The organism is Rheinheimera tilapiae, from assembly GCF_042432165.1.
Classification (GTDB): domain Bacteria; phylum Pseudomonadota; class Gammaproteobacteria; order Enterobacterales; family Alteromonadaceae; genus Pararheinheimera; species Pararheinheimera tilapiae.
Genome location: NZ_JBHLXP010000001.1, coordinates 989,871 through 1,016,380 on the forward strand (window position 1 = coordinate 989,871; position 26,510 = coordinate 1,016,380).

General features: G+C 54.9%; 18 protein-coding genes. 10 read left to right on the plus strand and 8 right to left on the minus strand.

All coding sequences use genetic code 11. From position 1 onward, the window contains the following. Positions 1-20: 20 nt before the first annotated feature. Both ACFFJP_RS04070 and ACFFJP_RS04075 read right to left on the minus strand, forming a co-directional pair. Entirely contained in the window at positions 21-1,067 is a 1,047-nt protein-coding gene (locus ACFFJP_RS04070) for an alpha/beta fold hydrolase (RefSeq protein WP_377240783.1), read from the minus strand. 100 nt (positions 1,068-1,167) lie between these two features. Further along, positions 1,168-1,926 (minus strand): hypothetical protein, encoded by a 759-nt coding sequence (locus ACFFJP_RS04075; protein ID WP_377240785.1) that lies wholly within the window; start codon positions 1,924-1,926, stop codon positions 1,168-1,170. Positions 1,927-2,262: 336 nt separating this feature from the next. Between ACFFJP_RS04075 and ACFFJP_RS04080 the strand changes: the two genes are divergently transcribed. The 4 genes from ACFFJP_RS04080 (at position 2,263) to ACFFJP_RS04095 (ending at position 5,437) form a co-directional block, all read left to right on the plus strand. After that, positions 2,263-2,571, plus strand: coding sequence for a DUF6694 family lipoprotein (locus ACFFJP_RS04080; RefSeq protein ID WP_377240787.1), 309 nt, complete (start codon positions 2,263-2,265; stop codon positions 2,569-2,571). A gap of 227 nt (positions 2,572-2,798) precedes the next feature. Further along, positions 2,799-3,872, plus strand: a complete 1,074-nt coding sequence (locus ACFFJP_RS04085) for an HDOD domain-containing protein (RefSeq protein ID WP_377240789.1) — start codon at positions 2,799-2,801, stop codon at positions 3,870-3,872. Beyond that, on the plus strand, positions 3,862-4,569 hold the full coding sequence (locus ACFFJP_RS04090) for a Crp/Fnr family transcriptional regulator (RefSeq protein WP_377240791.1): 708 nt from the start codon (positions 3,862-3,864) through the stop codon (positions 4,567-4,569). The genes ACFFJP_RS04085 and ACFFJP_RS04090 overlap by 11 nt, the downstream gene beginning before the upstream one ends. A gap of 367 nt (positions 4,570-4,936) precedes the next feature. Further along, complete coding sequence (locus tag ACFFJP_RS04095) at positions 4,937-5,437, plus strand: Mpo1 family 2-hydroxy fatty acid dioxygenase (protein ID WP_377240793.1); 501 nt, start codon at positions 4,937-4,939, stop codon at positions 5,435-5,437. A gap of 56 nt (positions 5,438-5,493) precedes the next feature. Here ACFFJP_RS04095 and ACFFJP_RS04100 read toward each other — a convergent pair whose 3' ends face one another. Further along, positions 5,494-6,972 carry a M20 family peptidase gene (locus tag ACFFJP_RS04100; RefSeq protein ID WP_377240796.1) on the minus strand — a complete coding sequence of 493 codons (1,479 nt, stop codon included), beginning with the start codon at positions 6,970-6,972 and terminating at the stop codon, positions 5,494-5,496. 230 nt (positions 6,973-7,202) lie between these two features. On the opposite strand from ACFFJP_RS04100, the gene ACFFJP_RS04105 reads away from it, so the two are divergent. The 4 genes from ACFFJP_RS04105 to ACFFJP_RS04120 all read left to right on the plus strand — a co-directional run bounded on the left by ACFFJP_RS04105 (position 7,203) and on the right by ACFFJP_RS04120 (position 17,580). Next, complete coding sequence (locus tag ACFFJP_RS04105) at positions 7,203-12,056, plus strand: PAS domain S-box protein (protein ID WP_377240798.1); 4,854 nt, start codon at positions 7,203-7,205, stop codon at positions 12,054-12,056. Beyond that, on the plus strand, positions 12,056-12,997 hold the full coding sequence (locus tag ACFFJP_RS04110; protein ID WP_377240800.1) for a diguanylate cyclase domain-containing protein: 942 nt from the start codon (positions 12,056-12,058) through the stop codon (positions 12,995-12,997). The genes ACFFJP_RS04105 and ACFFJP_RS04110 overlap by 1 nt, the downstream gene beginning before the upstream one ends. Before the next feature lie 68 nt (positions 12,998-13,065). Beyond that, positions 13,066-15,513 carry a bifunctional diguanylate cyclase/phosphodiesterase gene (locus ACFFJP_RS04115; RefSeq protein ID WP_377240802.1) on the plus strand — a complete coding sequence of 816 codons (2,448 nt, stop codon included), beginning with the start codon at positions 13,066-13,068 and terminating at the stop codon, positions 15,511-15,513. Between the two features lie 369 nt (positions 15,514-15,882). Further along, entirely contained in the window at positions 15,883-17,580 is a 1,698-nt protein-coding gene (locus ACFFJP_RS04120) for an alkaline phosphatase D family protein (protein WP_377240804.1), read from the plus strand. Between the two features lie 34 nt (positions 17,581-17,614). Here ACFFJP_RS04120 and ACFFJP_RS04125 read toward each other — a convergent pair whose 3' ends face one another. Continuing rightward, entirely contained in the window at positions 17,615-17,998 is a 384-nt protein-coding gene (locus ACFFJP_RS04125) for a potassium channel family protein (RefSeq protein WP_377240807.1), read from the minus strand. A 72-nt stretch (positions 17,999-18,070) separates the two neighbouring features. After that, a complete protein-coding gene (locus ACFFJP_RS04130) occupies positions 18,071-19,009 on the minus strand; it encodes a PfkB family carbohydrate kinase (protein WP_377240809.1) in 939 nt (312 codons plus the stop codon). A 232-nt stretch (positions 19,010-19,241) separates the two neighbouring features. Between ACFFJP_RS04130 and ACFFJP_RS04135 the strand changes: the two genes are divergently transcribed. Both ACFFJP_RS04135 and ACFFJP_RS04140 read left to right on the plus strand, forming a co-directional pair. After that, positions 19,242-19,583 carry a hypothetical protein gene (locus tag ACFFJP_RS04135; RefSeq protein WP_377240811.1) on the plus strand — a complete coding sequence of 114 codons (342 nt, stop codon included), beginning with the start codon at positions 19,242-19,244 and terminating at the stop codon, positions 19,581-19,583. 58 nt (positions 19,584-19,641) lie between these two features. Beyond that, on the plus strand, positions 19,642-20,403 hold the full coding sequence (locus ACFFJP_RS04140; protein ID WP_377240813.1) for a substrate-binding periplasmic protein: 762 nt from the start codon (positions 19,642-19,644) through the stop codon (positions 20,401-20,403). On the opposite strand, the gene ACFFJP_RS04145 is transcribed toward ACFFJP_RS04140, so the two are convergent. The 3 genes from ACFFJP_RS04145 to ACFFJP_RS04155 are packed head-to-tail and all read right to left on the minus strand — an operon-like array spanning position 20,398 to position 26,215. Then, positions 20,398-21,756, minus strand: coding sequence for a TolC family protein (locus ACFFJP_RS04145; protein WP_377240815.1), 1,359 nt, complete (start codon positions 21,754-21,756; stop codon positions 20,398-20,400). The genes ACFFJP_RS04140 and ACFFJP_RS04145 overlap by 6 nt on opposite strands. Next, entirely contained in the window at positions 21,749-24,928 is a 3,180-nt protein-coding gene (locus ACFFJP_RS04150) for an efflux RND transporter permease subunit (RefSeq protein ID WP_377240817.1), read from the minus strand. Before ACFFJP_RS04150 ends, ACFFJP_RS04145 begins: the two co-directional genes overlap by 8 nt. A gap of 21 nt (positions 24,929-24,949) precedes the next feature. Further along, positions 24,950-26,215 (minus strand): efflux RND transporter periplasmic adaptor subunit, encoded by a 1,266-nt coding sequence (locus ACFFJP_RS04155; protein WP_377240820.1) that lies wholly within the window; start codon positions 26,213-26,215, stop codon positions 24,950-24,952. Positions 26,216-26,510: the final 295 nt, after the last annotated feature.

Genomic DNA, 26,510 nt, shown 5'->3' on the forward strand with positions numbered 1-26,510 from the left:
TGGCTGGATTAGCTAGGGCGTTAACGGGCCGCTGTTTTTGTGGCAGCAGGGGTAGCCAGCAGTTGGCCAATGAATTCGGCCAGCGCAGGGGCGGCACTGAACATCAATAAATGTTCAGTGTCTGCCAATGCCAGATAACGGCCACCGCTGTTGTCGGCCAGTGATTTTCCCCAGTCCAGCCCCTCCTGGCGCCAGAGCTGCAGCAAGGCTTTATCGTCAGTCGCTGCGGCGATCAGCGGCGCTTCAAAATCTCCATCCACCACAGATACCGGCACACGACTGTGTAACCAGCGGCTTTGATTGTACAGCGCCAAATCAGCCTGATATTCCGCGATCTCAATAGCTCGGGCCTGCTGGCGCGAAATACGCTGACGCGTCACAAACACCTGTTGCAGATAATCCCAGTCAGTCTGTGGTTGCAGCTGTGCCGGTACAATCTGACGCAGATGCGTCAGTTCGGTACTGAGTTTTTGCGCCGTGCGCTCATTCCAGGCGCCTTTGGCCAGCTCAGGCAACAGCACCGCGAGATTGGCGCGATACCAGTCCGCCGGATATCCGTTATACAGCGCCTGCGCTGCGGTGGTGGGGACGTCCGGGTCAATCAGCACCAGACCCGCGAGCCGCGTGGCTATGGCCGGATCATCGACCAGCAAGCGCGCGGTGATACTGCTGCTGGCAAAGCTGACCAGCAAAAACTTTTGGGCCTGCAGCTGTGGCAAGACCTTGGCCAAATCGGTGGCAAACTTGCGGTATGACGGCCGTAGCGTGTCCGAGCTGAAACCGCTGCTTTGCCGGTCGATGGCATAAGTGCGGTACTGCTGTGCCAGCAACGGTTGTAGCAGGGCAAACCAGGCACTGTCGGCGTGAAAGTTTTGGTTAGGCCCGGCGATGAGTACGATGGCGGTATCGACGTGTTGGTCTCTGCGTGCATCTGGCTGCAGCAACCGTACATGTAAGGCGCCATCCGGCAACGGATAGAGCCGGGAGCCGGCAGGCAACGCAACCAGGGTCAGGCTGGTCAGCAGAGTAGACAGTAACAACAGGTATTTCAGTATCAGACCGACCATCAGGTGTTCTCACAGTACGACAATTGACGAATTGCCAACAGTGTCGTCGCGCGGGTACTCGCGATAACGGGCAAAGGGATAAACAGGGATATTTTATCGCTCAGCGGTGCTGGCCGATCTTCGACATCACCTGCTCAAAGTGGGCATCGATTTTATCCTGTTCGCTATTGCCACCGGCGCCACAACCAACCAGTTTCATGCTGTGAATATCTTTACGCAGATCCGCGCCGGGCGCGGCTAACACACATTGTTTTCCAACGCGCACCAGCTGCGTACCGTCTGCCAGCGTTTCCAGCACATCGCTGGCGGGGCCGCTACCTGGTTTTAATGTCGGTCGGCGGACTGCGTGGGATGGTGTGATTGTCTCAGTTTTTGGGGCTGATAATGCCGCCAGTTCTGCTGCAGACAATTCCCGGCGCGCCGACTGTTGCTGCACACTGCTAAATACGGCAGAAAGATCAAGCGGCCGGTCGGCTGGCGCGGCTGAAGTTGGAGCTGGCGCTGTGTTGCTATTGGCTGGATTGATGCTGGCTGGGCTGATTTTTACTGGATTGATGTTGGCTTGAGGTGTGGCCGCTTGGACAATTGGCCGCGTCGCTGCTCGTTTTGGCTTCGGCTGTTTTGGTGGCGCCGGCGCGAATGTCGGGGCTGGCGACTTTGCTGCAGGTTCTGCAGCAGGCAGCGTAACTGGCGGCGGCAACTGCGGAGCACGGGTTACCGCAAATACCTGTAATGGCGCCGGCAGAGTCTGCGGCGGCTGGTATACAAACTGCTGTTGCAGCACCAGCGCGACCAGCGCCAGATGCGCCAATAAAGAGCATAGCACTAAGGCAAAAAATGAATTTAACTTGTTCTGCAACAACAGTTTCCCTGACTTCACATCACCTGTAGCGCTGTCTGACCGACCTGAAGGCCAGAGGTTCCATCACAACAAACACATCTAGATAGTTATTGCGACGATCAAGACGGCCATCGCCAAAGGAGCCGAAGCGGTCGCTGCTACTGATCTACAAATTGTGTGGAAAATTTCCACGCACTTTGACTGGTTGACAACGAGATTTTTTGTTACAACAGAAAGAGCTGAAAAGCACACATTGTTAACATTAATCCGCGTGAGGTCGAAGGAATGCGAAAACACACATTAATCAGACGGAATGTCATCAGAGTTGGTCTTGCGATAAAAAGCGCTGTACTAGTGTTTATATTATTGGCTCTACAGGCCTGCAGCGCACCACAGACTTATCGCAGTCTGACCATTGATGGCAGCAGCGCAGCCTCCACAGAGCAGAGTGTGCAGCGGATTGTGCGTAGTATGCCGCAATCACAGCAAGCCGAATTTTTGTTGGCTCTGGTGAAGATTCAGGTACAATCCGGCCAGCAGCAGGCTGCAGCGTTATTGCATAGCGACAGTGCCATGAAGCATGTAAATTATCAGTTTCTCGGCCAGCAGACTCATGGTCTGACTTATCTGCAGGTCATTGAACAGGCAAAAAGGCTACAATAAAACCATACTGGTACCGGTGTTCCGGCTGTTAGAAAAAACGATACACTGGTAGCTGTGCGCTCCTCATTTCAGCGCGACGTTCATTAGGAAGGCCAGTGAGTTTTTCAGGGAGCACTGGATGTTGTCGCGACGTAAAGCGTTGCTTCAATCAGTTGCAACGACAACATTGCTGACTGTAAACAAGCGCCTGTAGTCAGCCCGCTTCAGCAGCACAGACGGAGGTGAGTGTGTCAGGTCAGATTTTTTGGATTTGCGAGCCGTGCCCGGCTGCTGATGAGCCAGGCGCTGCGGCTGATAGCCTGCCGCAATTGCCTGCCGGCTGGACTTTGTCGCGATTAGATACGGCACAGGCACTGCAATCCCAGCCAAGTCCGACCTTGCTGATCGTCGATCAGCTGCAACAGCAAGCCGTACCTGAACTTGCAGCGCTCGGCAGTCACAGTATCCGTGTGCTGACAGTGCCGGATTGTCAGGACGAACAACTGCTGCCGTATATTGCTGATTTTCATTTGTTTTACCCGCAACCTCTACAACCACAAGCACTAGAGCAGCTGATACAGATTGCGCAGGCTCTGGCAGTGTTAAGACTGCCGCTTGCCTGTCATCAGCAGCTGCTGGCCTGCACGCATTTACCGGTGATCCCACCAGTGATCCAACAACTCCAGCAGTTATTACTGGATCCGGATGTGCGGATTGACCGGTTAGCGGATGTGATAGAGCAGGATCTGGTGCTCAGCGCGCGATTGTTGCAACTGGCAAATTCCGCTTACATGGGATTTAACCACGACACGGCGTCGGTGCAGATGGCGATCAGCCGGCTCGGCCTCAGTCTGTTATACGGCTTGTTACTAGCGCTCAGTGTGGCGCCAGCGTTGGCCGGAGATCGCCGTACTACCGATAGTGAATTGGCTTCGATGCAATTAGCCAGCAGTTGTCGACAGGTCGGGCAATGGCTTGGCCTCGATAATGCAGCGCTGGAACAAATCGTCGTCGCGGCACTGTTTCATCAGCTTGGCATGGCGTTGTTGCAAGGCGCGACCGGCGATATCAGTGCCATCGATCCGGCTCAGGCTGGGGCATTCATGCTGACGTTATGGGGGTTTGCGCCCGGACTGGCCGCTATTCTGTTGCAACAGCAGGCCCTGGTCACTTGTGCTGATCGGCCACTGGCGCTGTGCCTGTATCTGGCGCGCCAACGCCAAACTGCAGCAGTACCAGATGCAGCGCTGGATGCTGTGCTGACTGCGCGTGGTCTGCGGGCTTATTGGCCGGCAGCACCTGTGACACCCATTGGAGGCTAAGCTGGACCTGTCTGCGCTGAACCATGCTGAACGGCTGGTGTTACAAACCGATCTTTGGTTTGGCAGTTTTTCCGACGCTCAACAGCAGCAATTGTTGCAACAAGGCCGGCGCCGCGTGCTCAGTGCGGGTCAGCCGCTGTTTTCCCGTGGCGCGCCGTTCTGTGGCATTTATGTGGTACTGCAGGGCCAGTTGCTGATCTCCGGCTTACATCAATCCGGCCAGCAAGCATTGCTGACGCTACTGACGCCGGGGCAATGGTTGGGTGAAATCGCCTGGTTTGATCAAATGCCGCGTACCCATGATGTGCAGGCACTGACCGACAGTCAGCTGCTGCAATTTCCCAAAACGGCTCTTCAGCAACTGGTGCAACAAGACCCGCTGTGGTGGCAGCGTTTTGGCCAGCTGTTAACAGTAAAACTTCGGCTGTTATTTGTGGAGCTGGAAGATCGGGCGCTGTTACCTGCGAAGCAACGGCTGGCGCGGCGATTGTGTCAGCTCAGTAATGATCAGCAGCTGCAGATCCCGCTGCAACAGGAGCAACTCGGTCAGTTGCTATCGTTATCGCGCCAGACCACCAATCAGCTGCTGCGCCAGCTGGCAGAGGCCGGACTGCTGCAAACGCGTTACGGCACCATAGAATTGCTGAACCGGCCGGCACTGGTGCAGCTGGCACAACACGGCACCTTGTTATCCTGAGTCGCTGCAACATCCCGGTGGCAAATTGTCGGGTACCTGACAGAATCCAGCCCGCTCCGATCGTACATTGCTAGGACGTGTTGACGTTTGGTGATTGATTTTTGTTCGAGTTGGTGGCGTTTTGGGCGCGAAACGAGGCGCGTGGCATAGTGATTCTATGTGAGCAACGAGTGACAAAGCCCAAAGCGCCACCAAACGAACCCACAGGGCAGCGTTTGGCAGCTCTTTCTGCGGCGTTAGTGCTCGCTTGTGTAGAATAACTACACGGCTCTCGCACTGCCTTGCATTAAAAGCTGCCAAACTGCTGCAAAAACAAATACCAAACGTCAACACGCCCTAGTCTCATCGATAAAAATAAGGAAAAACAATGCGGACCCTGACAGAAAAACTCAGTTTATATGCGCGTTACCATCGCGATCCCCGGAATATTCAGACGCACTTTGCCGGTATCCCACTGATTGTGATCAGTGTTTTTGGTATGTTGTCATTTCCAGTATTTAGCACAGCAATCAGTGCCGCCTTGCTATTGTTCGTGCTGAGTAACCTGTATTACCTGGTGCTGGATCTGAAATTCGGTGTACTGATGCTGGGCTTCAGCGGCTTGTGTTATGCACTGTCACAGCAACTGGTGTTATGGGCGGGGGCGCACTGGCTTTGGGCGTCGGTTGCCGTGTTTGTGGTCGGTTGGGTATTACAGTTTATTGGTCACTATTTTGAGGGCAAAAAGCCGGCATTTGTTGATGATTTGATGGGACTGCTGATTGGTCCACTGTTTATTGTGGCGGAATGGGCGTTTATGGCCGGTTTTGCCAAACCGTTACAACAACAAATTGAAGCTGATGCCGGCCCGGTGCAACGCCGGACTTAAAGTTGAATCAAGCCCTGCACAGGCAGGGCTTGATGCTCAATGATACGAAATGTAGCTTAGAGACTGCCGAGCAGTGTGTGGTAAAACAGCACTGCCTTGTGCAGATTGTCTTGGCTGATGCGCTCATTATTGCCATGAAAACCGCCGAGTTCGGCCGAAGTCAGTAACATCGGGTTAAAACGGTAACTGTCTTTAGCAACAGCTTCATACATCCGGCTGTCGGTGCCGCCGATGGTCAGGCCTGATACCACAATCAAGTCGGTTGCCGCAGTTCCAGCAGGGGCGGCGTAAGCGCGCTGTGCCGCTTCACTGATCCTGGCAAAACCCGCAGCCTGTTTATCGGACACTCTGGATGCTGCCATGCCCTGAACCACACTGAGTTCTACCCGCGGATCGGCAATCACCTGAGTGGCATGTGCCAGCACCGCATCAATGCTGTCACGCGGATGCAGACGGAAATTGACAATAGCGCTGGCCTGCTGCGGCAACACATTGGCTTTAATACTGCCGGTCAGCATGGTTGGAGCCGTCGTTGTCCTCAGCATGGCATTGGCGGTCGGAATTTTACTGAGCTCATGCTCCAGCAGTGGGCCAAACAACCAGCGATTGGCCAGCAGCATGCGTTGTAACCAGGCCATATGCGGCCCCAGCTGGTCATAAAAGTCAGCGGTCAGGCCGTCAATGCCACCAGCAACCGGCTGATCGGTCAGCCTTGTCAGCGCAAGAGCCAGAATACTGACGGCAGTTTGCGCCGGCGGCATCGAGCTGTGACCACCGGGACTTTGCACCGTTAACTGCAGATTCAAAAAGCCTTTTTCGGCGACATTAATGCTGGCCACATCGGCGGCGACACCCGGCACCATCTGACGCAGCACAAATGAGCCTTCGTCCAGCGACCAGGCCAGATTGACCTTGCGTTGCTGCAGCAAAGCGCTGACCGCCGCCGCACCTTCGCTGCTGCCGATCTCTTCGTCGTGCGTCAGCGCCAGATAGACATCATGTGGGGGCTGAAATCCCTGTTGCAACAATAAGGTGATCGCTTCGAGCATAGACACGGCGGCGCCTTTGTCGTCCATCGCACCACGTCCCCAGACAAATCCATCAGCAATGGCGCCGGAAAATGGCGCTTGCTGCCACAGTTTTTCTGTTCCCGGCGTGACCGGCACCACATCGTAATGCGCCGATAACAGTACGGCAGCTTTAGTGCTGTCCTGGCCTTTCCAGCGGTACAACAAGGTCAGTTCATTGACCGGTGTCAGCTCAAGCTGTTGTTGCAGCAGCGGGTAAGTTTGCTGTACCCACTGAATAAATTGCCGGAATTTTGCCACGTCGCGTTTGGCACTGTTGTCATAAGAAATGGTCTGAAAGCGGATCGCTTCCGATAAATGCTGGCTGACAGTTGCCACGTCAACGTTCAGCGTAACCGGGGTCACAGGCGTCGTCGCTACCGGACTGAAGCTCAGGGTCCGCACTGTCAGAACCGCCAGTAACAACAGCAGCCCGATCGCCGCTATCCAGATCATTTTTTTTAACATAAGACGTTCCCGGAATGTTTTTTATTACTTTTTGTTGTTAGTTCGCTGCAGATTGCCAGAAGTTATCGGCAACATTCACTTGATTGAATGTAAGGTTTTCGGACTGGCAACACCAGCTTTTTCCGCTTCTTTGTAGCGGAAAAGTGGACATCCACTATGGCTCTGCTAGCTTAAAAGGTTCGGGGTCAGTGATGACCGCCCCTCAGGGATCAGCGGGGATAACCAGCCACATGTTGCAGTTTCGCAGGAGTTCAGGCCGGGTCGGCAGCCCCCGGAGTATCATTGGCTGGCCATTCTGGCTGGCCAGCATTTTATGTTGCAGTGGCGTGCTGCTCAGCCTGCTGTACGCTGGTTGGTTGGAACAACAAAACCAACAACGCACACAGACGGCACTGACCGAAGTCGCCCGGCAAGTGGTCCAGCAAAGCCAGGATCGGCTGTTGCGTTATCAATACGGCCTGCGTGGTGTGCGTGGGCATGTGCTGACCGCAGGCCCGGCGCTTAGTCAACAGAGCTTTGCCCGCTATAGCCAAACCCGCGATCTGCCTGTCGAATTTCCTGGAGCTCATGGTTTTGGTTATATCCATCGGGTCGCGCCTGTTGAATTGCCAGCCTTTTTAGCACAAGCGCGCCAGACCGGTTCAGCCGATTTTAAATTGACAGAACTGGCCGCCCATCCGCATGAACATTTCATCATTCAGTACATTGAACCGCTGGCGCGTAATCGCGCCGCGATTGGCCTCGATATCAGCTCCGAGCCGCGCCGTTATGCTGCCGCAATGGATGCGATGCAAAGTGGTGAGCCGCGTCTGACGGGGCCGGTTACGCTGGTCCAGGCCAGCGGCAGACCGCTGCAGGCTTTTTTGATGTTATTGCCGGTTTATCGCGACTGGGTAACGCCGGATTCAGTGGCGCAGCGCCAGCTGATGCTGCAGGGCTGGAGTTATGCGCCGCTCATCTCCGGCGAAATGTTGCAGGACTTATTGCCGCAAAGCCGCGGAATCTATCTGCAGATGGCCGATATCACCGGCGATCAGACGGTATTTTTTCAATCAGCGGCGGAAATGGTGTCGGCGCAAGCGATGACAGGCGAGGTGATCCTGCAATCTTCGGTGTTTGGCCGCCAGTGGCAATGGACTTTGCGCTCAGATCCGACCTATGTCCAAAGCCTCGGTTTGCCGTCGCCACGCTTACATGTTTTGCTTGGTTTGCTGCTGACTTTACTGCTGACGCTCAGCGCCAGTATGGGGATGCGGATTTATCTGTCGCGGCAGCAATTCAATGATCAGCGCAGCAGATTGGCTGCGATTGTGCGCAGCTCAAATGATGCCATTATCGGGAAAGATTTACAGGGCATAGTCACCAGCTGGAATCAGGGCGCGGAGCAAATGTTTGGTTGGGATGCTTCAGAAGCTGTCGGTCAGCCGCTGACCGCCTTGATCATTCCGCCAGATCTTGGTTATCAGGAGTTGCAGATCCTGCAGCAGCTCAGAAACGGCGACAGTGTGAAGCAATTTGTCACCCAGCGCCGACACAAATCCGGTGCTCTGCTGGATGTGCTGGTCAATGTGTCGCCGGTGTTTGATGAAAAAGGCCGCATCATCGCAGCAGCAAAAACGATACGGGATATCGGTGAACTGGTTGCGAGCCGGCGTCAGCTTGACCAGGCACTGCGGCAACATAAAACTCTGCTTGAAACCATCAATACGCAGTTTTTGTATGTGGAAACCGATCCATCCGGCCGGATCCTCGATGTTAATCCGGTGTTTTGCCAAAGTCTCGGTTATAGCCGCCAGCAACTGATCGGCCAAACTCATCAGTTAGTCAATTCCGGAGTTCATCCGCCGCTGTTCTGGCAGGCGGTCTGGCAGCAAATCGGCCAACAGCAGGCCTGGCGTGGTGAGATCTGTAACCGGCATCAGAGCGGTCAGTTGCGCTGGTACGATACGGTGATCATGCCGCTGCGCAATGCGGCGGGACTGACCGAGCGATATATTGCCTTATCCAGTGATATCACGGCACGCAAGCAAGCCGAAGCACATCGCGCTGAGTTACATCAGCTGATCGACACTGTATTAAGTGCCGCTTCGGAAGTGGCCATCATCAGTCTGGATCGCAATGGCCAGGTGCAGTTGTTTAACCGCGGCGCCGAACTGATGTTAGGTTTTGAAGCGGCAGATGTGGCCGGTCGCTCGCAGTTAACGGCGTTGCTCAGCCCGGCTGACTTAGCGCTGAGGGCGCGCGAATTAGGACTTAGCGGCGAAGCACAAGCCGATATGTTGGCACATCTGGCACGCACCGGAACCCCTGAGACCTGGCGCAGTGCGCTGACTAGTCAGGATGGCAGTTCTGTCCCGGTATTACTGACGCTGACGGCGATCCGCGATACCAGTTGTGAATTGCTGGGTTTTTTGCTGATCGCACTGGATTTCAGTGAGCAGCTGCAATCAGAGCTGGATTTGACCATGTTGCGGGATCAGCTCAGTATCGCGGCGGATGTGGCGCGGCTCGGCGTGTGGACCTGGCATCCGGATAACAATGAGCTGTGGTGGAATGGCCGGATGTTTGACATTTATCAGCAGGATCCGCAGTTGGCACAGGGCAGTCTGAACTATCAGCACTGGCGGGAACGGGTACACCCGGATGATTTGGCCGCGACCGAAGCCCGCTTGCAGCAGGCACTGGATGGTGTCTTGCTGTACGATCCGGTATTTCGCATTGTGACGCCGGATCATGGCGTCAGGTACATTCTGGGCGGTGCCACCGTTGAGCGTAAAGCGGACGGCAGCCCGTGGCGGATGACCGGTATCAATCTGGATATTACTGCGCAGCACGAGCTGGAAATGGAATTGCGCCAAGCCAAAGAGCAGGCCGATGCCGCCAATCAGGCGAAAACGCAGTTCCTTGCCAACATGAGCCACGAGATCCGCACACCGCTCAATGCAGTGCTCGGCATGCTGCAGTTGTTGCAGCAAACTGCGCTCAGCGATTTACAGGCCGACTATGCCAGTAAATCACAAATTGCGGCGACGGCGCTGTTGAGTTTGTTGAACAATATTCTCGATTTTTCCAAAATCGATGCAGGCCGGCTTGAACTGGACCTGGCACCGTTGCCACTGGCGGCGTTTTTCCATGACGTAGCGGTGTTGCTCGGCGCGACGCATCAGAATCCGCATGTAGAACTATTACTGGACCTGGCGCCGGACCTGCCGGCCGTGGTGTTGGCAGACCGGTTACGGCTGCAACAGGTGCTGGTGAATCTGGGGGGCAATGCACTGAAGTTTACCCAGCAGGGTTATGTGCAGCTGCGTGTCCGGCGGCTAGACGGCAGCTCGGACCGTGTCAGGCTTGGTTTTAGCATTGAAGACAGCGGCATCGGCATCTCCAAACTACAACAACAACGCCTGTTCAGCGCCTTTAGCCAGGCAGAGGCTTCTATCAGCCGGCGTTTTGGTGGCACCGGGTTGGGTCTGGTCATTTGTCAGCGCTTGCTGGCGCTGATGTCGGCAGAGCTGAAGCTGCAAAGTGAACCTGGTCAGGGCAGTTGTTTCAGTTTTGACCTCGACTTGCCGCTGTTGGATGCTCAGCCGATGTTACAGTCATCTGCGCTGGCGGCCTTGCGTGTACTGGTCGTCGACGATCAACCACTGGTGCGCCAAAGTCTGGTGGCCAGTTTGCAGCAACTGGGCTGTCAGGCAACTGCCGTCAGCGATGGTGAGACGGCATTACAGGCAGTCCGGCAGGCACAAGAGGCAGACTCGCCGTATCAACTGGTGTTGCTGGACTGGCGCATGCCGGGTATGGATGGGATGCAAACTGCCCGCAATATTTTGCAGCAAAGCAGTCAACACAGGCCGCCGCTGCTGATGATGGTCACGGCATTTGAGAGCGAAGTGTTGCAACAGCTGGCGCGGCAAAGTGACCAACCCGTGCAGGATGTACTGATCAAACCTATTACTCCGCAACAATTACAACAGCGCTTACAAAAAGTGCTGCAGCCCGGACAACATCAGCTGGCGTCGCCGGCTGAAGCCACGTTAAAGCCGCTACAGGGCTTGTCACTGCTGGTGGTTGAAGACAATGCCCTGAATCGTCAGGTTGCTGAGCAACTGTTGCTGTCAGCCGGTGCCCGCGTCACGCTGGCTGTCGATGGTTTTATGGCGGTGGCGCTGGTGCAACAGCAACCTTTTGATTTAGTGCTGATGGATTTACAAATGCCGGGGATGGATGGGTTAGCCGCAACCCGGCAGATCCGCCAGCGCTTTACTGCGCAGCAGTTGCCGATTGTGGCGATGACCGCCAATGCCACCGCAGATGATCAGGTGGCCTGCCAAGCCGCCGGTATGAACGCACACATCGCCAAGCCGATTGATTTGAAAACCTTATGTCCGCAATTACTGGCGCTCTGTCAGCAGCGGCAGCCAATGGTTGCGGCCGCACCGCCACCGCTATCGACGCCGGATGTGGCTGTATCGCAACCTTTGTTGCAACCCCTGCTGCAGATGCTGCAGCGTTTTGGTCAAAATGCCGGATTGTTGCAGCAAGCCTGGGCACAATTCCCGCAGGAATGGCAGCAACAACGCAAGCAGTACGAGGCGTCTGCTAACAATGACGACCGTTTGGCCGTTTTACATACCTTACAAGGCGTCGCGGCTACGTTAGGTGCTGTGCAGCTGGCGGCGTTACTGCGCGCCGCAGGTCAGGCGTTACGGCAAGGGTTGTCGCCGGATATGACGGAGATCGCTGCGTTGGTGACACAGAGTCTGCAACAGTTTACTGCTGAAATTGAGCCGCAGCTGCAAGTGCAAGCCTCTGCGGCCTTGCAGCAGTCAGGGAACCTGCCAGAATCTTTGCAATCACAACAGCCAATGCTGGCTGAATTAGTGGCGCAATTGCAATTGGCACTGACCCAACAACATTTAACTGCGCTTGACTTAGCAGCCCGGCTGGCGGCGATGGATCCCGCCTTTGTCGAGCTGTCTGTGCAGGTCGAACAACTTAATTTCACGGCAGCCCTGCATATGTTGCAGCAACTGACATTGCCACAACAGGCGCCGCAATTACCAACAAGGAAGGTTCACTGATGTCTCATTACACTCAATGGTATGCATCACCGGGCGGGCAGCCCCGTTTGTTATTGGTGGACGACCATCAGCTGAATGTCCGCGTAATGTATGAAATGTTCCGTCATGAATTTGATGTGTTTATTGCACTGAATGGTGAACAAGCACTGGAAAAATGTTACGAGCTGCATCCGGATTTAATCCTGCTGGATGTGGTGATGCCGCGGATGGACGGTTATGAAGTGTGTCGACGATTAAAAGCTGATCCAGAACTGGCTGATATCCCTGTGATTTTCATCACCTCACATTTTGATGAAGCGGACGAAGTCCACGGATTTGAACTGGGCGCAGTGGATTTTATCCATAAACCGGTGAATCCAATTATTACCAAAGCCCGGGTGAAAACTCAGCTGCAACTGAAACAACAAGCTGATTTACTGCGCCGGATCTCACAGGTTGATGGTCTGACCGGGATCGCCAACCGCCGGCGTTTTGATCAACAACTGGAGCTGGACTGGCGAAACTGTTGCCGCGCCCAAGAGCCACTATCCCTGATGATGCTGGATATCGATTATTTCAAACAATATAACGATGAATTTGGTCATCTGGCTGGCGATGAATGTCTGCGTCAGGTTGCCAGCACGATGCAACAAGCGATAGGCCGGCCTTATGACTTACTGGCGCGGTTTGGCGGTGAAGAGTTCGCGGTGTTATTGCCGCGTACCGATCTGACCGGTGCGCAGTATCTGGCACAAAATATGTTACAAAAAATCACTCAGCTGGCGATACCTCATCCTTTGACGCCCGGCGGCATTGTCACGCTGAGTGCCGGCTTGTCCAGCACGGTACCGCAGGAACAGCATCAGCCGCGGCAGTTACTGCAGCAGGCTGACCAATTGTTATACAAAGCAAAACAACAGGGCAGGGCGCAACTGCAGGCTAGCCTCTGGACTGGGGTTTAACCCCGGCATCACCGACTTATTTTTGTCATATTGACGACATAGACTGCCCCGGTTTACCGGAGAAGTCTATGCAACGTCGCCCCGCTCTTGTCGCCAGTATCGCCACTGTTGTTATCATGCTGAGTATTCTGGCTGTTGCGTTTTATCTGGGCATCAGTAATCAGAAAACCAGTGAAATCAAAGCCCGCACTGTCGCGCAGCAAGTCAGTAATGCGCTCGAAATTATGGCGGCAGATCGGGTACGTGCGCTCGATGATTTGGTCGGACACTGGCCGGTGGCCAGCGCCAATGAAATTGACTGGTTTAATGTCCGGGCGGTGACGTTGGCAAAAATGCTGCCGGGCTTGCGCGATCTGGCGTTACTGGACCGCCAGGGCCACGTGTTGTGGTCGATTGATCCACATAACCGCAAACAGTTGCTGCGACAACATTTACCAACGCTGCTGGGAGTGCCGTCCGGTGCGACCACTGCCGTATTGTACCCGCCCGATCGGCCGCAAAGCCTGATTGTGATGCGCGCTATCAGTATGCAAGGCAAACCGCATGGTTATGTCGCGGCGTTTTTCGATATCAACACAATTTTGGGCGTCTATACCAGTGAACTGGACGCAGGCGGACTCAGTTTCCTGATGCAGGACGGCGATGCAGTGCTGCATCAATCCGGTACTTTATCAGGCAGCGCGCCTGTCGTCAGACAGCCGCTGGATTTTGCCGGCCGGCGCTGGCATTTCAGTGTGCAAAGCCAATCTGATAGCTGGCAGACCAGCTGGTGGCTGGCCGGGATTGGTAGTCTGATCGCTTTGTGTATCGGTTTATTGTTGTACCGCCAATTCGCTAAAGACGCGCAAGTGCGGCGTTTCCAGCAACTGTATCAGTCCGCAGCCGACGCGTCGCTCGATGCGATTTTGCTGCTGGCGCGTTGCCCTGGGCAGGACGGGCCAGATTTCCTGCTGCAACACAGCAATAAAGTCGCGGCCCAGCTCTGTGATGCATCGCTGCTGCTGGCCGGTCAGTCGCTGGCGCTGCTGTGTAAAGAATTGAGTGCCAACTGGTTTTTCCGCCGCTGTGTGGACGTGGATCAGACCGGCGAACCGTTTGAAGCGGTGCTGCCGCAGCCGTCTGGTCTCATTCATGCCAGCTGGCTGCGTTTGCAGGTGGTGAAATCGGCACAGGGTCTGGCGCTGACCTTTCGCGACGTCAGCCGTGAACATGCACTACAACAACAGATCCGCTATCAGGCTGAGCATGACCAGTTGACCGGCCTGTTAAATCGCTATGCATTTGAACAACGACTGGCCGCATTGCTGACCACTACGCAGGGCGGCGCATTGTGCTACATCGACATGGACCAGTTTAAACACATCAATGACAGCTGCGGCCATCTGGCGGGGGATGAGTTGCTGCGTAATGTGGCTAGTCTGCTTAGCATTGATTTGCACCACGCCGATATTCTGGCGCGCGTCGGCGGCGATGAATTTTGTCTGGTACTGGCCGGACGGAATATGTCAGCCGTCAGCACGCACCTGCAACAACTGCTCAGTCGCATTGCAGCGTTTCGGTTCAGCTGGGAACAACAGATTTTTACCATCGGTGCCAGTATTGGTGTAGTGGCGCTTGGCGGCGAACAGGGCAGTCTGACCGACTTGCTGAAGGCCGCTGACAGCGGCTGTTATCTGGCGAAAAATCAGGGCCGCAATCGTTATTTTATCGTCGACGCGGATGGGCCTGAATTAAACCATTTGCAGCAACAGCGGCAGTTATTGTCGTTGCTGCATACGGCGCTGGACGAGCATCGCTTTGAATTGTACGCCCAACCTATTGTGTCGTTGTCCGTGCCGCCGCAAGGTCTGCACCTCGAAGTTCTGCTCCGGCTACGCGATTCCGATGGTGCTATGGTCAGTCCGGCGTTGTTTATTCCGCTGGCAGAGCAGCAGGGGCTGATGGGCTTGATTGACCGTTGGGTGATCCGTCGGGTGTTGCAACAACTGGCGGCCACACCGGCGCAGCTGCCAATGCTGGATAAAATCGCCATCAACTTGTCTGGGCCGTCGCTGAGTGACCCGGATTTATTGCCATTTATTCAGCAGCAGTTACAGCTATTTGCCATTCCGGCAGCGAAGATTTGTTTTGAGATCACCGAAACGGCGGCGATCACCAACATGGCGGCAGCCAATCGCTTTATCGACAGCTTGCGTCAAATTGGCTGCAAGTTCGCGTTGGACGATTTTGGTGTTGGCATGTCGTCGTTTGCTTATCTGAAGCACTTACCAGTGGATTATCTGAAAATCGATGGCTCATTTGTCAAAGCGATGACACAAAATGCCACCGATGCGGTGATGGTGCGGGCGATGGCGGATATTGCCCGCAGTATGCAAATTCAGACTATTGCCGAGTTTGTACCGGACGAGGCCACTTGTGTGCTGCTGCGTAGTATCGGTGTGCATTATGGCCAAGGCTATGGCTTGGGGCATCCGGCGCCCTGGCAAACGTTTTTCCCGCAGACTGCCACTCTCTGAATCAATCGCTCTCTGAATCAGGTACTCCCTGAATAAGTCACGCGTGGCAGTACAACTGTAGTACGTGTCCGGAACTCGCAGACTCTGACCGCGCTGACCTTTGCAGCTGGTGGCAAATAAAAAAGGCAGCGTCAATCGACGCTGCCTGGATGGATCCCAAGAATTCGGTAGGGACCAAGGACAAGGATACACAACAAACTCAGCCTTTTCAGGCGGGCCACAGGAAGAAGCCGAGCGCATTCTGGCAAGCTTGTGCGGCAGAATTCTGACATTTCTGTGAAAGATTTATGGCCTGAGCTCTTTGTGCCAATCGTCATCTAGCCGTCATCTGTCGCTTGCAAACTCTGGGAAAATAATCAGGAGTTTGTTATGAAGCAGTGGAGTCGTCGCGAGTTTTTACGGGTATCTGCCATGTTGGCGGCGGCCGGTGGTTTTAGTACGGTCAGTGGATGCGTCAGCATGCCGGCAACAAATGCTGCCAGCGCTGAACCAGCATTTCCGCTGAGCTTTGACCATGGCGTGGCGAGCGGTGATCCGTTGCATGACCGTGTGGTGTTGTGGACCCGCGTCACCCCAGCAGGGCCGCTGGCAAGTGTGACGCTTCGGCTGGAAGTCGCAACAGATGCAGCCTTCAGCCAGTTAGTTGTGGCCGCCGATTGTGTCGCGCGCGCAGAGCAGGATTATTGCTGTAAGGTCGATGCTGCAGGCCTGGTAGCCGGCACCGCCTATTTTTATCGGTTCCGTGCCGGCTCTTTCAGTTCGCCGGTCGGCCGCACCCGCACCCTGCCGCAAGGTACATTAGCCGAGGCCCGTTTTGCCGTGGTCAGCTGCAGTAATTACCCGGCCGGTTATTTCCATGTCTATCAGCAACTGGCCGAACGCCAGGACCTGGATGCGGTGATCCACCTCGGTGACTATCTGTACGAATATGCCGCGGATGGTTATGCCACCGAGCGGGCAGCTGAATTTGGCCGTTTATATGCGCCGGATAATCGGTGTGAACTATTGAATCTGAACGATTATCGCCGTCGCTACGCCTGTTATCGCGCAGATCAGGCACTGCAGCAGCTGCACGGCCGTCATCCGTTTTTACTGGTGTGGGATGACCACGAAATTGCCAATGACACCTGGACCGGCGGTGCTGAAAACCACAGTGCCACTGAGGGCGATTTCCAGGCACGGAAACTGGCCGCATTGCAGGCGTACTATGAATGGCTGCCGATCCGGCCACAGGTCCACAGTGGCGAACCGTTATACCGCAGTCTTGCATACGGCGATTTAGTCCAATTCTATCTGCTGGATACCCGCGTTTGTGCCCGCAGCCAGTGGCTGGATTTCCCGCAGTTTCAGCGCGATGGCCAACTCGATGTCGCGGCCATGGTCAAAGCGGTGCGTGATCCTGCCCGCACCTTGCTCGGCAATGCGCAATTTGATTGGCTGGCGCAAGGAATAAAGCAATCCGGCTGCCATTGGCAGGTCCTGGCACAACAAGTCTTGATGGCGCGCATGGAGTTACCGGGTGAAGCACTGGCTGCGCTGGCAAAACCTGGCCCGGCACTGGCGGCGCAGTTGCGTGAACTGGCGGCTTTGAAACAACGGCCAGCCGGTAGCTTAAACAAAACGGAACAACAACGGCTGGCGGGTGCTCTGCCTTATAACCTCGATGCCTGGGATGGATTCCCGGCTGAGCGTGAACGGCTGTACCAAATGCTGCGGGCCAGCGGCCGGCAAGTGCTGGTACTGGCCGGTGATACGCATAATGCCTGGCACAGTGAACTGAAAACCAGCAGCGGTGAATTTGTCGCGACTGAGCTGGCGACTGCGTCTGTTTCATCGCCAGGCATCGAACAATATCTGCAACTGGATACGGCTCAGGCGGCAGAACTGTCGACCGTTCTGCCACAGCTGATTGATGAATTGCAGTGGTGCGAACTGGCACACCGCGGTTATCTGTTGTTACAGATTAATTCGCAGGCGTGTCTGGCACAGTGGCATCAGCTGGAATCGGTCCACGTGCAAGCTGCGCAGTGGCTGGCGCCTTATCAGCAGCAGATCGCTAAACGCTGACAGGCGCAAGAATAGGAACGTAAACAGGCTGATTTCAGGAACGGGTATTGTCCTGTTCCTGTTGAGTCAGTCTGGCTTCAATCCGTTTTAAGCGCTGCATCAGCTCGCGTTGTTCTTCGTCACTGAACAGATGTTTGTCTTCGACCAGATGCATAATGATGTTGGCGACAATCATCGGGATCACGATAAAAATCCAGAAGTGGCCAAATAAAATCCCGACAATGCGACCGGCCGGAGTGACCGGTGTCAGGTCGCCATAGCCAATCGTCAACGACGTCACTGTGGCCCACCACAGACCGTCGGCGAGGGACTTTTGTTCAAGGACAGCAAAACTCACAGCACCCAAAATCAGGCTGACAGCATACAAACCGATAATAAGCCACAGCCGGTTTGCGATATAAATCAATAACTTCTTCATCGACCACAGATCCAAATATTATGTATTAACCGCAGCATAACAAAGAGTTTGTGGCCGACCAAGTACCCAGGCTTATAGCTGAGCCAGTGCCTGATCCAGACTGACTTTATCCGGCGGTTCACAGCCAGCTTTGGCGATATTCAGACTGGCAGCCAGACAAGCACGTTGCAGCGCACTGCGGCAATGCGTCAGATCCAGCGTGCTCAGCGCCTCGCCAGCCGGGTGTAGCTGCAGCAGCTGCACGAGCAGATTGGCAAAAAAGGTATCGCCGGCACCGACGGTGTCGATGAAGATTTCAGGCTGGATCACGGCTTGTGCAATGGCCTGAGTTCCGAGGTATAGCGTCGCCCCTTCGGCACCACAGGTCAGCGCCAACAAAGCGGTTGGAGCCAGCGCGCGGACTTTGCCGACGGCACTTTGCAGGTCCATTGCTGGGTAGAGCGCAGCCAGATCTTCATCGCTGGCCTTGATATAATCAGCCAGCTGCAGCACCTGCTCAATATGCGCGCGATATGCCGTGACATCGGTAACAAACTGCAATCTGACATTGATATCTACGCTGAGACGGATACCGCGTTGTTTCGCGGCATTTAAGACGGGGAGTAATTTAGCGGCATCTTGCGGTTCTAATGCCAGCGACCCAGTATGCAGGATGCGACAGTCCGCCGGCAGTGCGGCAATCAGTTGGTCTGCCGTGTAGTCACGATCGGCAATACCTTGGCGGTATAAGCTGTAACTGGGCTGGCCATTGGCGTCGATGCGAACAAACGCCAGTGAGCTGGGTGCGGCTGAACGTTGTGGCCAACCGGCAGTGACGCCACGTTGCTGCAGCAACTGCAAAAACGCATCGCCAAAAGCGTCTGAAGACAAGGGCGACAAATAACTGACCGGCACTTGCTGCAGCGCGCAAGCAATTGCCAGATTGAGTGGAGAACCGCCGGTTTTGGCGATAAAACGGCCATCCGCCTCAGTGAAAATATCAATAACGTTTTCGCCAATCACCGCAATCATGCCGCTCTCCTCGTATAGATAAGGCCTACAGCTTAATTAATCACATGATGTTATTAAAGGGGCGGCCAGAAATATTTTTCCTGTGATCACACTATCTCTGCCATTTCAGAATTAACTCGCTGATCTGGCTCGGGTTAAATTCTATCCGCCGGATCGAGTGACGATTGTCGCTCAAGTTTGACCGGGCAGGTCCGATAAAGCTGTATCTGCAGTTTGATAAAGGACCCGCATCATGACCGAGCACATCCGCTTACAACGTATCCGCGACATTGGCTTCCGCTTACAGGAACTGCAATTAATCCGGGTGCAAACGGGGGCTTCTTACGCAGTGTCCGCCATCAATTTTCTGTTTCAACTTTATCGATTACCAAAACCAACCGGCCAGTCGCTGGAGCAAATCCTGACCCAATTGGGCGCTGCAGTGATTGCCCGGCATCAACTACCTTACGCCCGTTTAAGCGTGGATGCGGTGCTGCAGTTCTTTTGCCAGCGCTTCCAGGTTGGGCATAGCGCGGTGAAGCATCCTACTTATCGCCGGCGTGAACGTGCGGGTCTGACACAGCCACATTTCTGACTAGTCAGTCAGCGGTCCAGCGCGTAGACTGGTCAAAAAAACCACAGGGATTGATGTTGTGGGCAAAAAATCAAAATTTCTGACATTGATGGGCGCCTGCCTGATGACCAGTCCGGTGCTGGCGGCAGATGCGACGCTGGTCGCTGTCTATGGTGATTTTATTACGCCTCCGGCCTTTATCCGTGGTTCTGATACAACCCCACATTCTGGTTATCTGGTTGATATCTATCGCGAGCTGAGTCAACAGCTTGGCATGCAGTTACAACTGAAGGCATTTCGCCGGGCTGATATCGCCGGCGCATTGTTAAAAAGCGCCGCTGATGTGTATTGCCGGGCCAATCCGGCCTGGTACCCCGAACCACTGTTGCGCTGGAGTCCCCCTTTGTTTGCTTATGCCGATGTGTTGCTCAGTCATCAACCGATGGAAGATCTGCAGGGCTTGGCACAACGAAAAGCCCTGGTCGCAACGACCAGTGGCTACAAATATCCGGAACTGGAGCCTTTGTTTCGAGCCGGACGTTTAACCCGACAGGATTATTCGTCGCCGGAAGAAGCTGCGTCGGCTTTCCTTGCCGGTAAAACCGACACTGTAGTGATGTCAGAAATTGAGGCGCATTACCTGTTACCGGTGAACCGGCTGCAACAGCTTCCGCTGGCACACTATCAGTTGCATTGTGTGTATTCGCCGCGCTTAAAACCGCTGCAGCGCCAGCTGCTGGATAATTACATCAGCGCTCGCGCCAGCCAAGGCGATTTTAAAGCGCTGTTGCAAAAATACAGCTGGCAGCTTGAAGTGCAGCCAGCTGCTAAAGGCCTATAAAGCAAGCCCGGCGGAGAACTCCTGATACAACCCAACCATATGCTGATAATTGGCGAGGCTGAGCCTGGCGGCCTGATCGCGGGCACTCAGTAGCTCACGTTCAGCATCCAGCAGTTGCAGAAAATCTGCCATACCACTTTGATAACGCAATTGTGTCAGCCTTACCGCTTCAGCGCTGGCAGCTAACTGTTGCTGCTGCAATAACTGCGCACGCCGGCCCTGGTTGTAGGTATCCAGACTGCCTTTAAGGTCCCGCACCACAGCAAACACCTGAGCCCGATATTGTTGCAGCGCCACTTCAGTGCCGGCGGTGCTGGCGTCGATGCGATCGGCCACAGACATCGGATCCGCCGCCGGCAGGCTCAGGCTGGGCGCCAGGCTCCAGCTCTGCTGATCGCTGCCGGTTTTAACACGACCGAGCGAAACAAAACCGAGAAACCCCTGCAGCGACAACTGCGGATACCAAGCGGCTTTATCAATGGCCAGCTGAGTATGAGCTTTTGCGAGCTGCCGTTCAGCAATCGCCAGATCCGGGCGTTTGGCCAGCGCATCCTGCCACTGCGACAGCGCCAACGGTTGACTGAATTGCGGCAGGCTGCGCTTGGTCAGCTTGACCTCCGTTTGCGCAGTCAGTGCTGCCAGCGCCAATTCGGCCTGAGATTGCTGCAGATACAGTGCCGGTAATCCGGCTTCGACCTGATACACCTGCGCCTGTAACCGGGTCAGTTCCAGCGCAGAAGCGCTACCGGCATCGAGCTGCGCCTGCACGATGCTGCGGGTCTTGGCCAGATTCGCCAGATTAGCCTGCGCCACTTCAATTTGCAGTTGAGCGCCCAGCCAGTCGCCATAATGCCTTGCGACTTGCGTCAGCACGGCCAACTGTACTTCCTGTAACCGCAACAGCGCGATTTCGCGGTCTTGCTGTGCAGCTTGTTCGGCTAGGGCAACAGCGCCGGATAAATCCAACTGCCAGGCAAGACTGGCGCCTTGCTGATAGCGGCTGGAAATGACGCCATCTTTGCCTTGCTGCGAGCGCTCGATGCCTGCAGTTGCGGTGAGCTGGGGCAGATCATTATCTGCAGCATCGCTTTGCAGTGCGGCATAGCGTTTTATGTTGGCGCTGGCTGCCAGCAAGCTGGCGTTTTGCGTGCCGGCCTGCTGTAACAGCGTCATCAGTTGCGGGTCGTGCAGTTGTTGCCACCAGTCAGCCGGTGTTGCTACCAGCTGATATGTTGCCGGCAACGGCTGCTCAGCGGTCAGCTGCTTTGGTGCCTGATACTGGCTGCTGACGCAGCCACCGAGGCTCAGGCTGAGTAGCAGGGCAATAGCCGATGGTCGAAACAAGTTAGTCATGAGTCACCCCGATATGCACAGGCAGGTTGGTTTCTTCGGTATTTTTTGCCGGTTTTTTGCCGGCCAGCATGGTGTAGAATAATGGTGTCAGCAGCAGGCCAAACAAGGTCACGCCAATCATGCCAGCAAACACCGCCACGCCCATGGCCTGACGCATTTCGGCACCTGCACCGCTACTGAATACCAGTGGCACCACGCCCATCACAAAGGCAATCGACGTCATTAAAATTGGCCGTAACCGTAAACGCGCCGCTTCCTGCACCGCCTGGAGTGCAGTCATGCCATGCTGTTGTTTTTCCCGGGCGAACTCGACAATCAGGATGGCGTTTTTGGTTGCTAAACCCACCAATACAATCAAGCCAATTTGCGTGAAGATGTTGTTGTCACCACCAAAGATCCAGACGCCAATCATCGCGGACAACAGCGTCATCGGCACAATCAGCAGGATAGCAAGTGGTAAACGCAGGCTTTCATACAAGGCGGCGAGCACCATGAAGACCAACAACAACACCAGCGGGAACACCAGATATTCCGCATGACCGGCCAGAATTTGCTGATAAGTCAGCTCAGTCCACTCATAGCTGATGCCTGGTGGCAAAGTCTCGGCCAGAATTTTTTCAATAGCCGCCCGCGCTTCACCACTGCTGTAGCCCGGCGCTGGCCCACCGTTAATTTCTGCGGTCGTAAAGCCGTTGTAATGCATGACGCGGTCCGGGCCTGCGCTATGGTTGACGTTAACAAAACTGCCGATCGGTACCAGTTCACCATGCTGGTTATTCACCTTCAGATTGGCAATTTGCGCCGGATCCTGGCGGAAGGCTTCATCTGCCTGCACATTGACCTGATAAGTGCGGCCAAACTGGTTAAAGTCGTTGGCATAAGTACCGCCCAAATAACCCTGCAGTGTTGCAAACAGATCATCTAACGACACACCCTGCGCTTTGGCTTTGACCCGGTCGACATCCAAATCCAGCTGCGGCACATTAACCTGATAACCCGAGAATACGCCGGCCAGTTCCGGTGTTTGCCAGGCTTTCATCTGCACCGCCATCGTGACTTTAAACAGCTCTTCATACCCAAGGTTGGCTTTGTCTTCCAGCTGCAGACGGAAACCGCCGATAGTGCCAAGACCCTGCACCGGTGGTGGTGGGAATATCGCGATAAAGGCGTCCTGAATACCGGCAAACTGAGCGTTTAAGTCGGCAGCAATGGCGCCAGCGGATAACGATGGATCCTGCCGCTCACTGAAGTCTTTTAATGGCGTAAACACAATGCCGGCGTTCGGACTATTGGTAAATCCATTGATCGACAGGCCAGGGAAAGCGACAGAATGCGCCACACCCGGGTGTTTCAGGGCAATTTCTGACATCCGTTTAATCACGGCTTCAGTGCGTTCCAGCGAGGCTGCGTCCGGTAATTGGGCAAAAGCCACCAGGTATTGTTTATCCTGCTGCGGCACATAACCGGTTGGGGTATTGGCAAAAATTCCGCCGGTAAGACCCAACAAGCCCAGATACAACACGCCGGTCAGGCCACCAAACCGGATGATCTTACTGACAGCTTTACCATAACGCTCACTGCCACGGGCGAACAGGCGGTTAAAGGGCCGGAACACAAAACGGCCGAATAATTTGTCGAGTAAGACTGTCAGTTTATCCGGCGCCGCGCCATGTGGTTTTAACAGTAGTGCCGCTAAAGCAGGGCTTAACGTCAGCGAGTTCAGTGCTGAAATGACGGTCGAGATGGTAATCGTCAGCGCAAACTGTTTATAAAACTGGCCGGTCAGGCCGGTCATAAAAGCGGTCGGGACAAACACAGCAGCCAGTACCAGCGTGGTGGCAATGATGGGGCCTGTCACTTCTTTCATCGCCTGTTGTGTCGCCGCGAGTGGGCTCAAACCGGCTTCGATATTGCGCTCAACGTTTTCCACCACAACGATGGCGTCGTCGACGACAATACCAATTGCCAGCACCAGACCAAATAAACTCAGTGCGTTCAGCGAAAAACCAAACAGGTGCATAAAGGCAAAAGTACCAATTAACGATACTGGTACCGCGACCAGCGGGATAATCGAAGCGCGCCAGGTCTGCAGGAACAGCACCACCACCAGTACCACTAATAAAATGGCTTCAAACAGCGTTTTCACCACCGCTTCAATAGAGCCGCGCACAAACACTGTTGGGTCGTAGACGATGTCGTAGCTCAATCCTTCCGGGAAATTCTGTGAAAGTTCAGCCATCCGAGCCCGTACGTCGTCCGAAATTTGGATTGCATTGGAACCTGACGCTTGAAACACCGGCATTGCGATGGCGTCTTTGTTATCCAGCAAAGAACGCAGCGCATAAGAGCTGGCGCCCAGTTCCAGCCGGGCCACATCTTTGAGGTAGCTGAGTTCGCCGTTGGCGCCGGTTTTGATAATGATATCGCCGAATTCTTCGGTCGACGTCAGCCGGCCTTTGACGTTGATCAGCAGCTGAAATTCACTGCTACCGGACGGTTGCGCGCCCAGACTACCAGCTGCAGCCTGTTGGTTCTGCTCGCGAATCGCATTGACGATTTGTGGCGGGGTCAGGCCCAGCGCGGCGACTTTATTCGGGTCTAACCAGACGCGCATGCTGTATTCACTGGCACCAAACAAGCGCACAGCACCAACCCCTTCAATCCGGGCCAGTTCGTCTTTGATGTTTTGCGCGGCATAGTTTGACAGATACAGCATGTCATAACGGTCATCCGGCGACGTTAAATGCACCACCATGGTTAAATCCGGCGAGGATTTCTCCGTGACAATGCCAAGCCGTTGTACTTCCTGCGGTAAGCGCGGTTTGGCGCGGTCGACGCGGGCCTGCACCTGCGACTGCGCTTTGTCGACATCGCTGCCGATGGCAAAAGTGATGGTCAGCGTCATACGCCCGTCGCTGGTCGCCTGCGAGGACATATACAGCATGTTTTCCACGCCGTTGATTTCCTGCTCCAGCGGGCTTGCGACTGTGTCAGCGATGACTTTCGGGTTTGCACCCGGATAGCTGGCGGTGACCACCACTGTTGGCGGCACTACTTCCGGGTATTCAGTGATCGGCAGCTGCCAAACCGCGATGGCGCCGCTGATGACAAACAGCAGCGACAACACCGCGGCGAATATGGGCCGGCGTAAAAAATAATTCGATAACATCATGATGCTCCCAGGGGCTAGCCGTTACTGACCGGCGCCGCTTGCGTTCACGCTGTCGCTGCTGTTGCCGGTTCCTGCTGGGGAAGCCGGTTGCTGCGCGATGCGAAAGGATTGTTGTTCCGTTGTAAGGACGGCCAGCTGCTGTGGCGTCGCCATTTCGACCCGGTTCGGTTCAACCACGACACCGGGACGGACCCGTTGCAGGCCATTGACGACCACTTGCTCGGCCGGTTTCAGGCCGGTTTTGATAATGCGAAGACCACCAGCTTTTTCGCCGAGCGTGACCGGACGGTATTGCAGCGTGCCTTTGGCATCCACTACCAGTACAAAGCGGCTGGATAAATCAGTGCCAATGGCTTTGTCGTCGACCAACACGGCCTGATAAGGCGCACTACCGGTCAGTTTCAACCGGGCAAATAAACCGGGTAGCAGACTGCCATCGCTGTTATCGAAGCTGGCGCGGATGCGGATAGTGCCAGTGGCGGCATTGAGCTGGTTATCGATAAAGTCGATAGTGCCCTGCTGACGGAACTCATTACTGCCACTTAACGCCAGTAATACCGGGCGTTGTTGTTGCTGCAGCTGGCTGGCGGTACCGCTGTCGAGGCCGAGATAACGCAGCAGGCTTTGTTCGTCAGCGTCAAACCAGGCGTAAATGCGGCCGGTCGACACCAGACTGGTCAGCACCGATTGGCCGGCATGGACATAGTTGCCAGCGGTAATAAAAGCGTTGGACACCACGCCGGCGATCGGCGCGCGGATCTCGGTGTAAGACAAATCCAGCTCGGCTTTTTTCAGTGCTGCTGTGGTAGCGGCGAGCTGTGCTTTGGCTTGTTCAAACCGGCTGAAGCGGCTATCGAGCAATTCTGTGGCAATCGCATTTTGCTTTTTCAGGCTGAGCGCGCGCTGATACTCGCGTTCGGCCAGCGCCAGTGCGCTTTTGGCTTCGGTTTGACTGGCGCCCAGGCGCGCCACTTCAGCGGCAAAGGGAGCGTTATCGAGACTGAACAACAAATCACCGGCGGCAACTTTGGCACCTTCAGTGAAATGCACTTTGGCGAGATAACCGGACACTCTTGGCATCAGGCTCACCGATTCAGGTGCCTGTAAGCGACCGGTATATTCGTCGGTTTCGCTGATTTGCTGACTGAGGACTGTAGCGACATCGACTTTCACAGCGGTCGGGCCACTTGCAGTTGGGGCGCCAGGCTGACAGGCGGCAAGCACTAAGGCTGCCAGGCTGGTCAACAGCAGGCGACGGGGCAGTTTTAACTGGGGTCTGGCCATCATCGAAAATTCCTCTCTATCAGGTTCGGTATCATTAGGTTTTTGGCACCATACCGCTTGAAAGTCTGTATTGCTTGACTTCTGTACTGATTGGTATAATGTACTGACCGGTAAATATATAGAAAAAAAACCTAGCGTCAATTTATTTTGTACCGAACGGTAAAATAATTTGGAACTTTTTCGCAGGGCTGCGATTCTGTTGGTTTGGGCAGAAAAAAGCTGTCAGTGAATAAATGTCGTAGCTGTGACAGGGGCGCCGTTACTGTTGTTATGGTGCCGGACTGTTTACCAGGCTCAG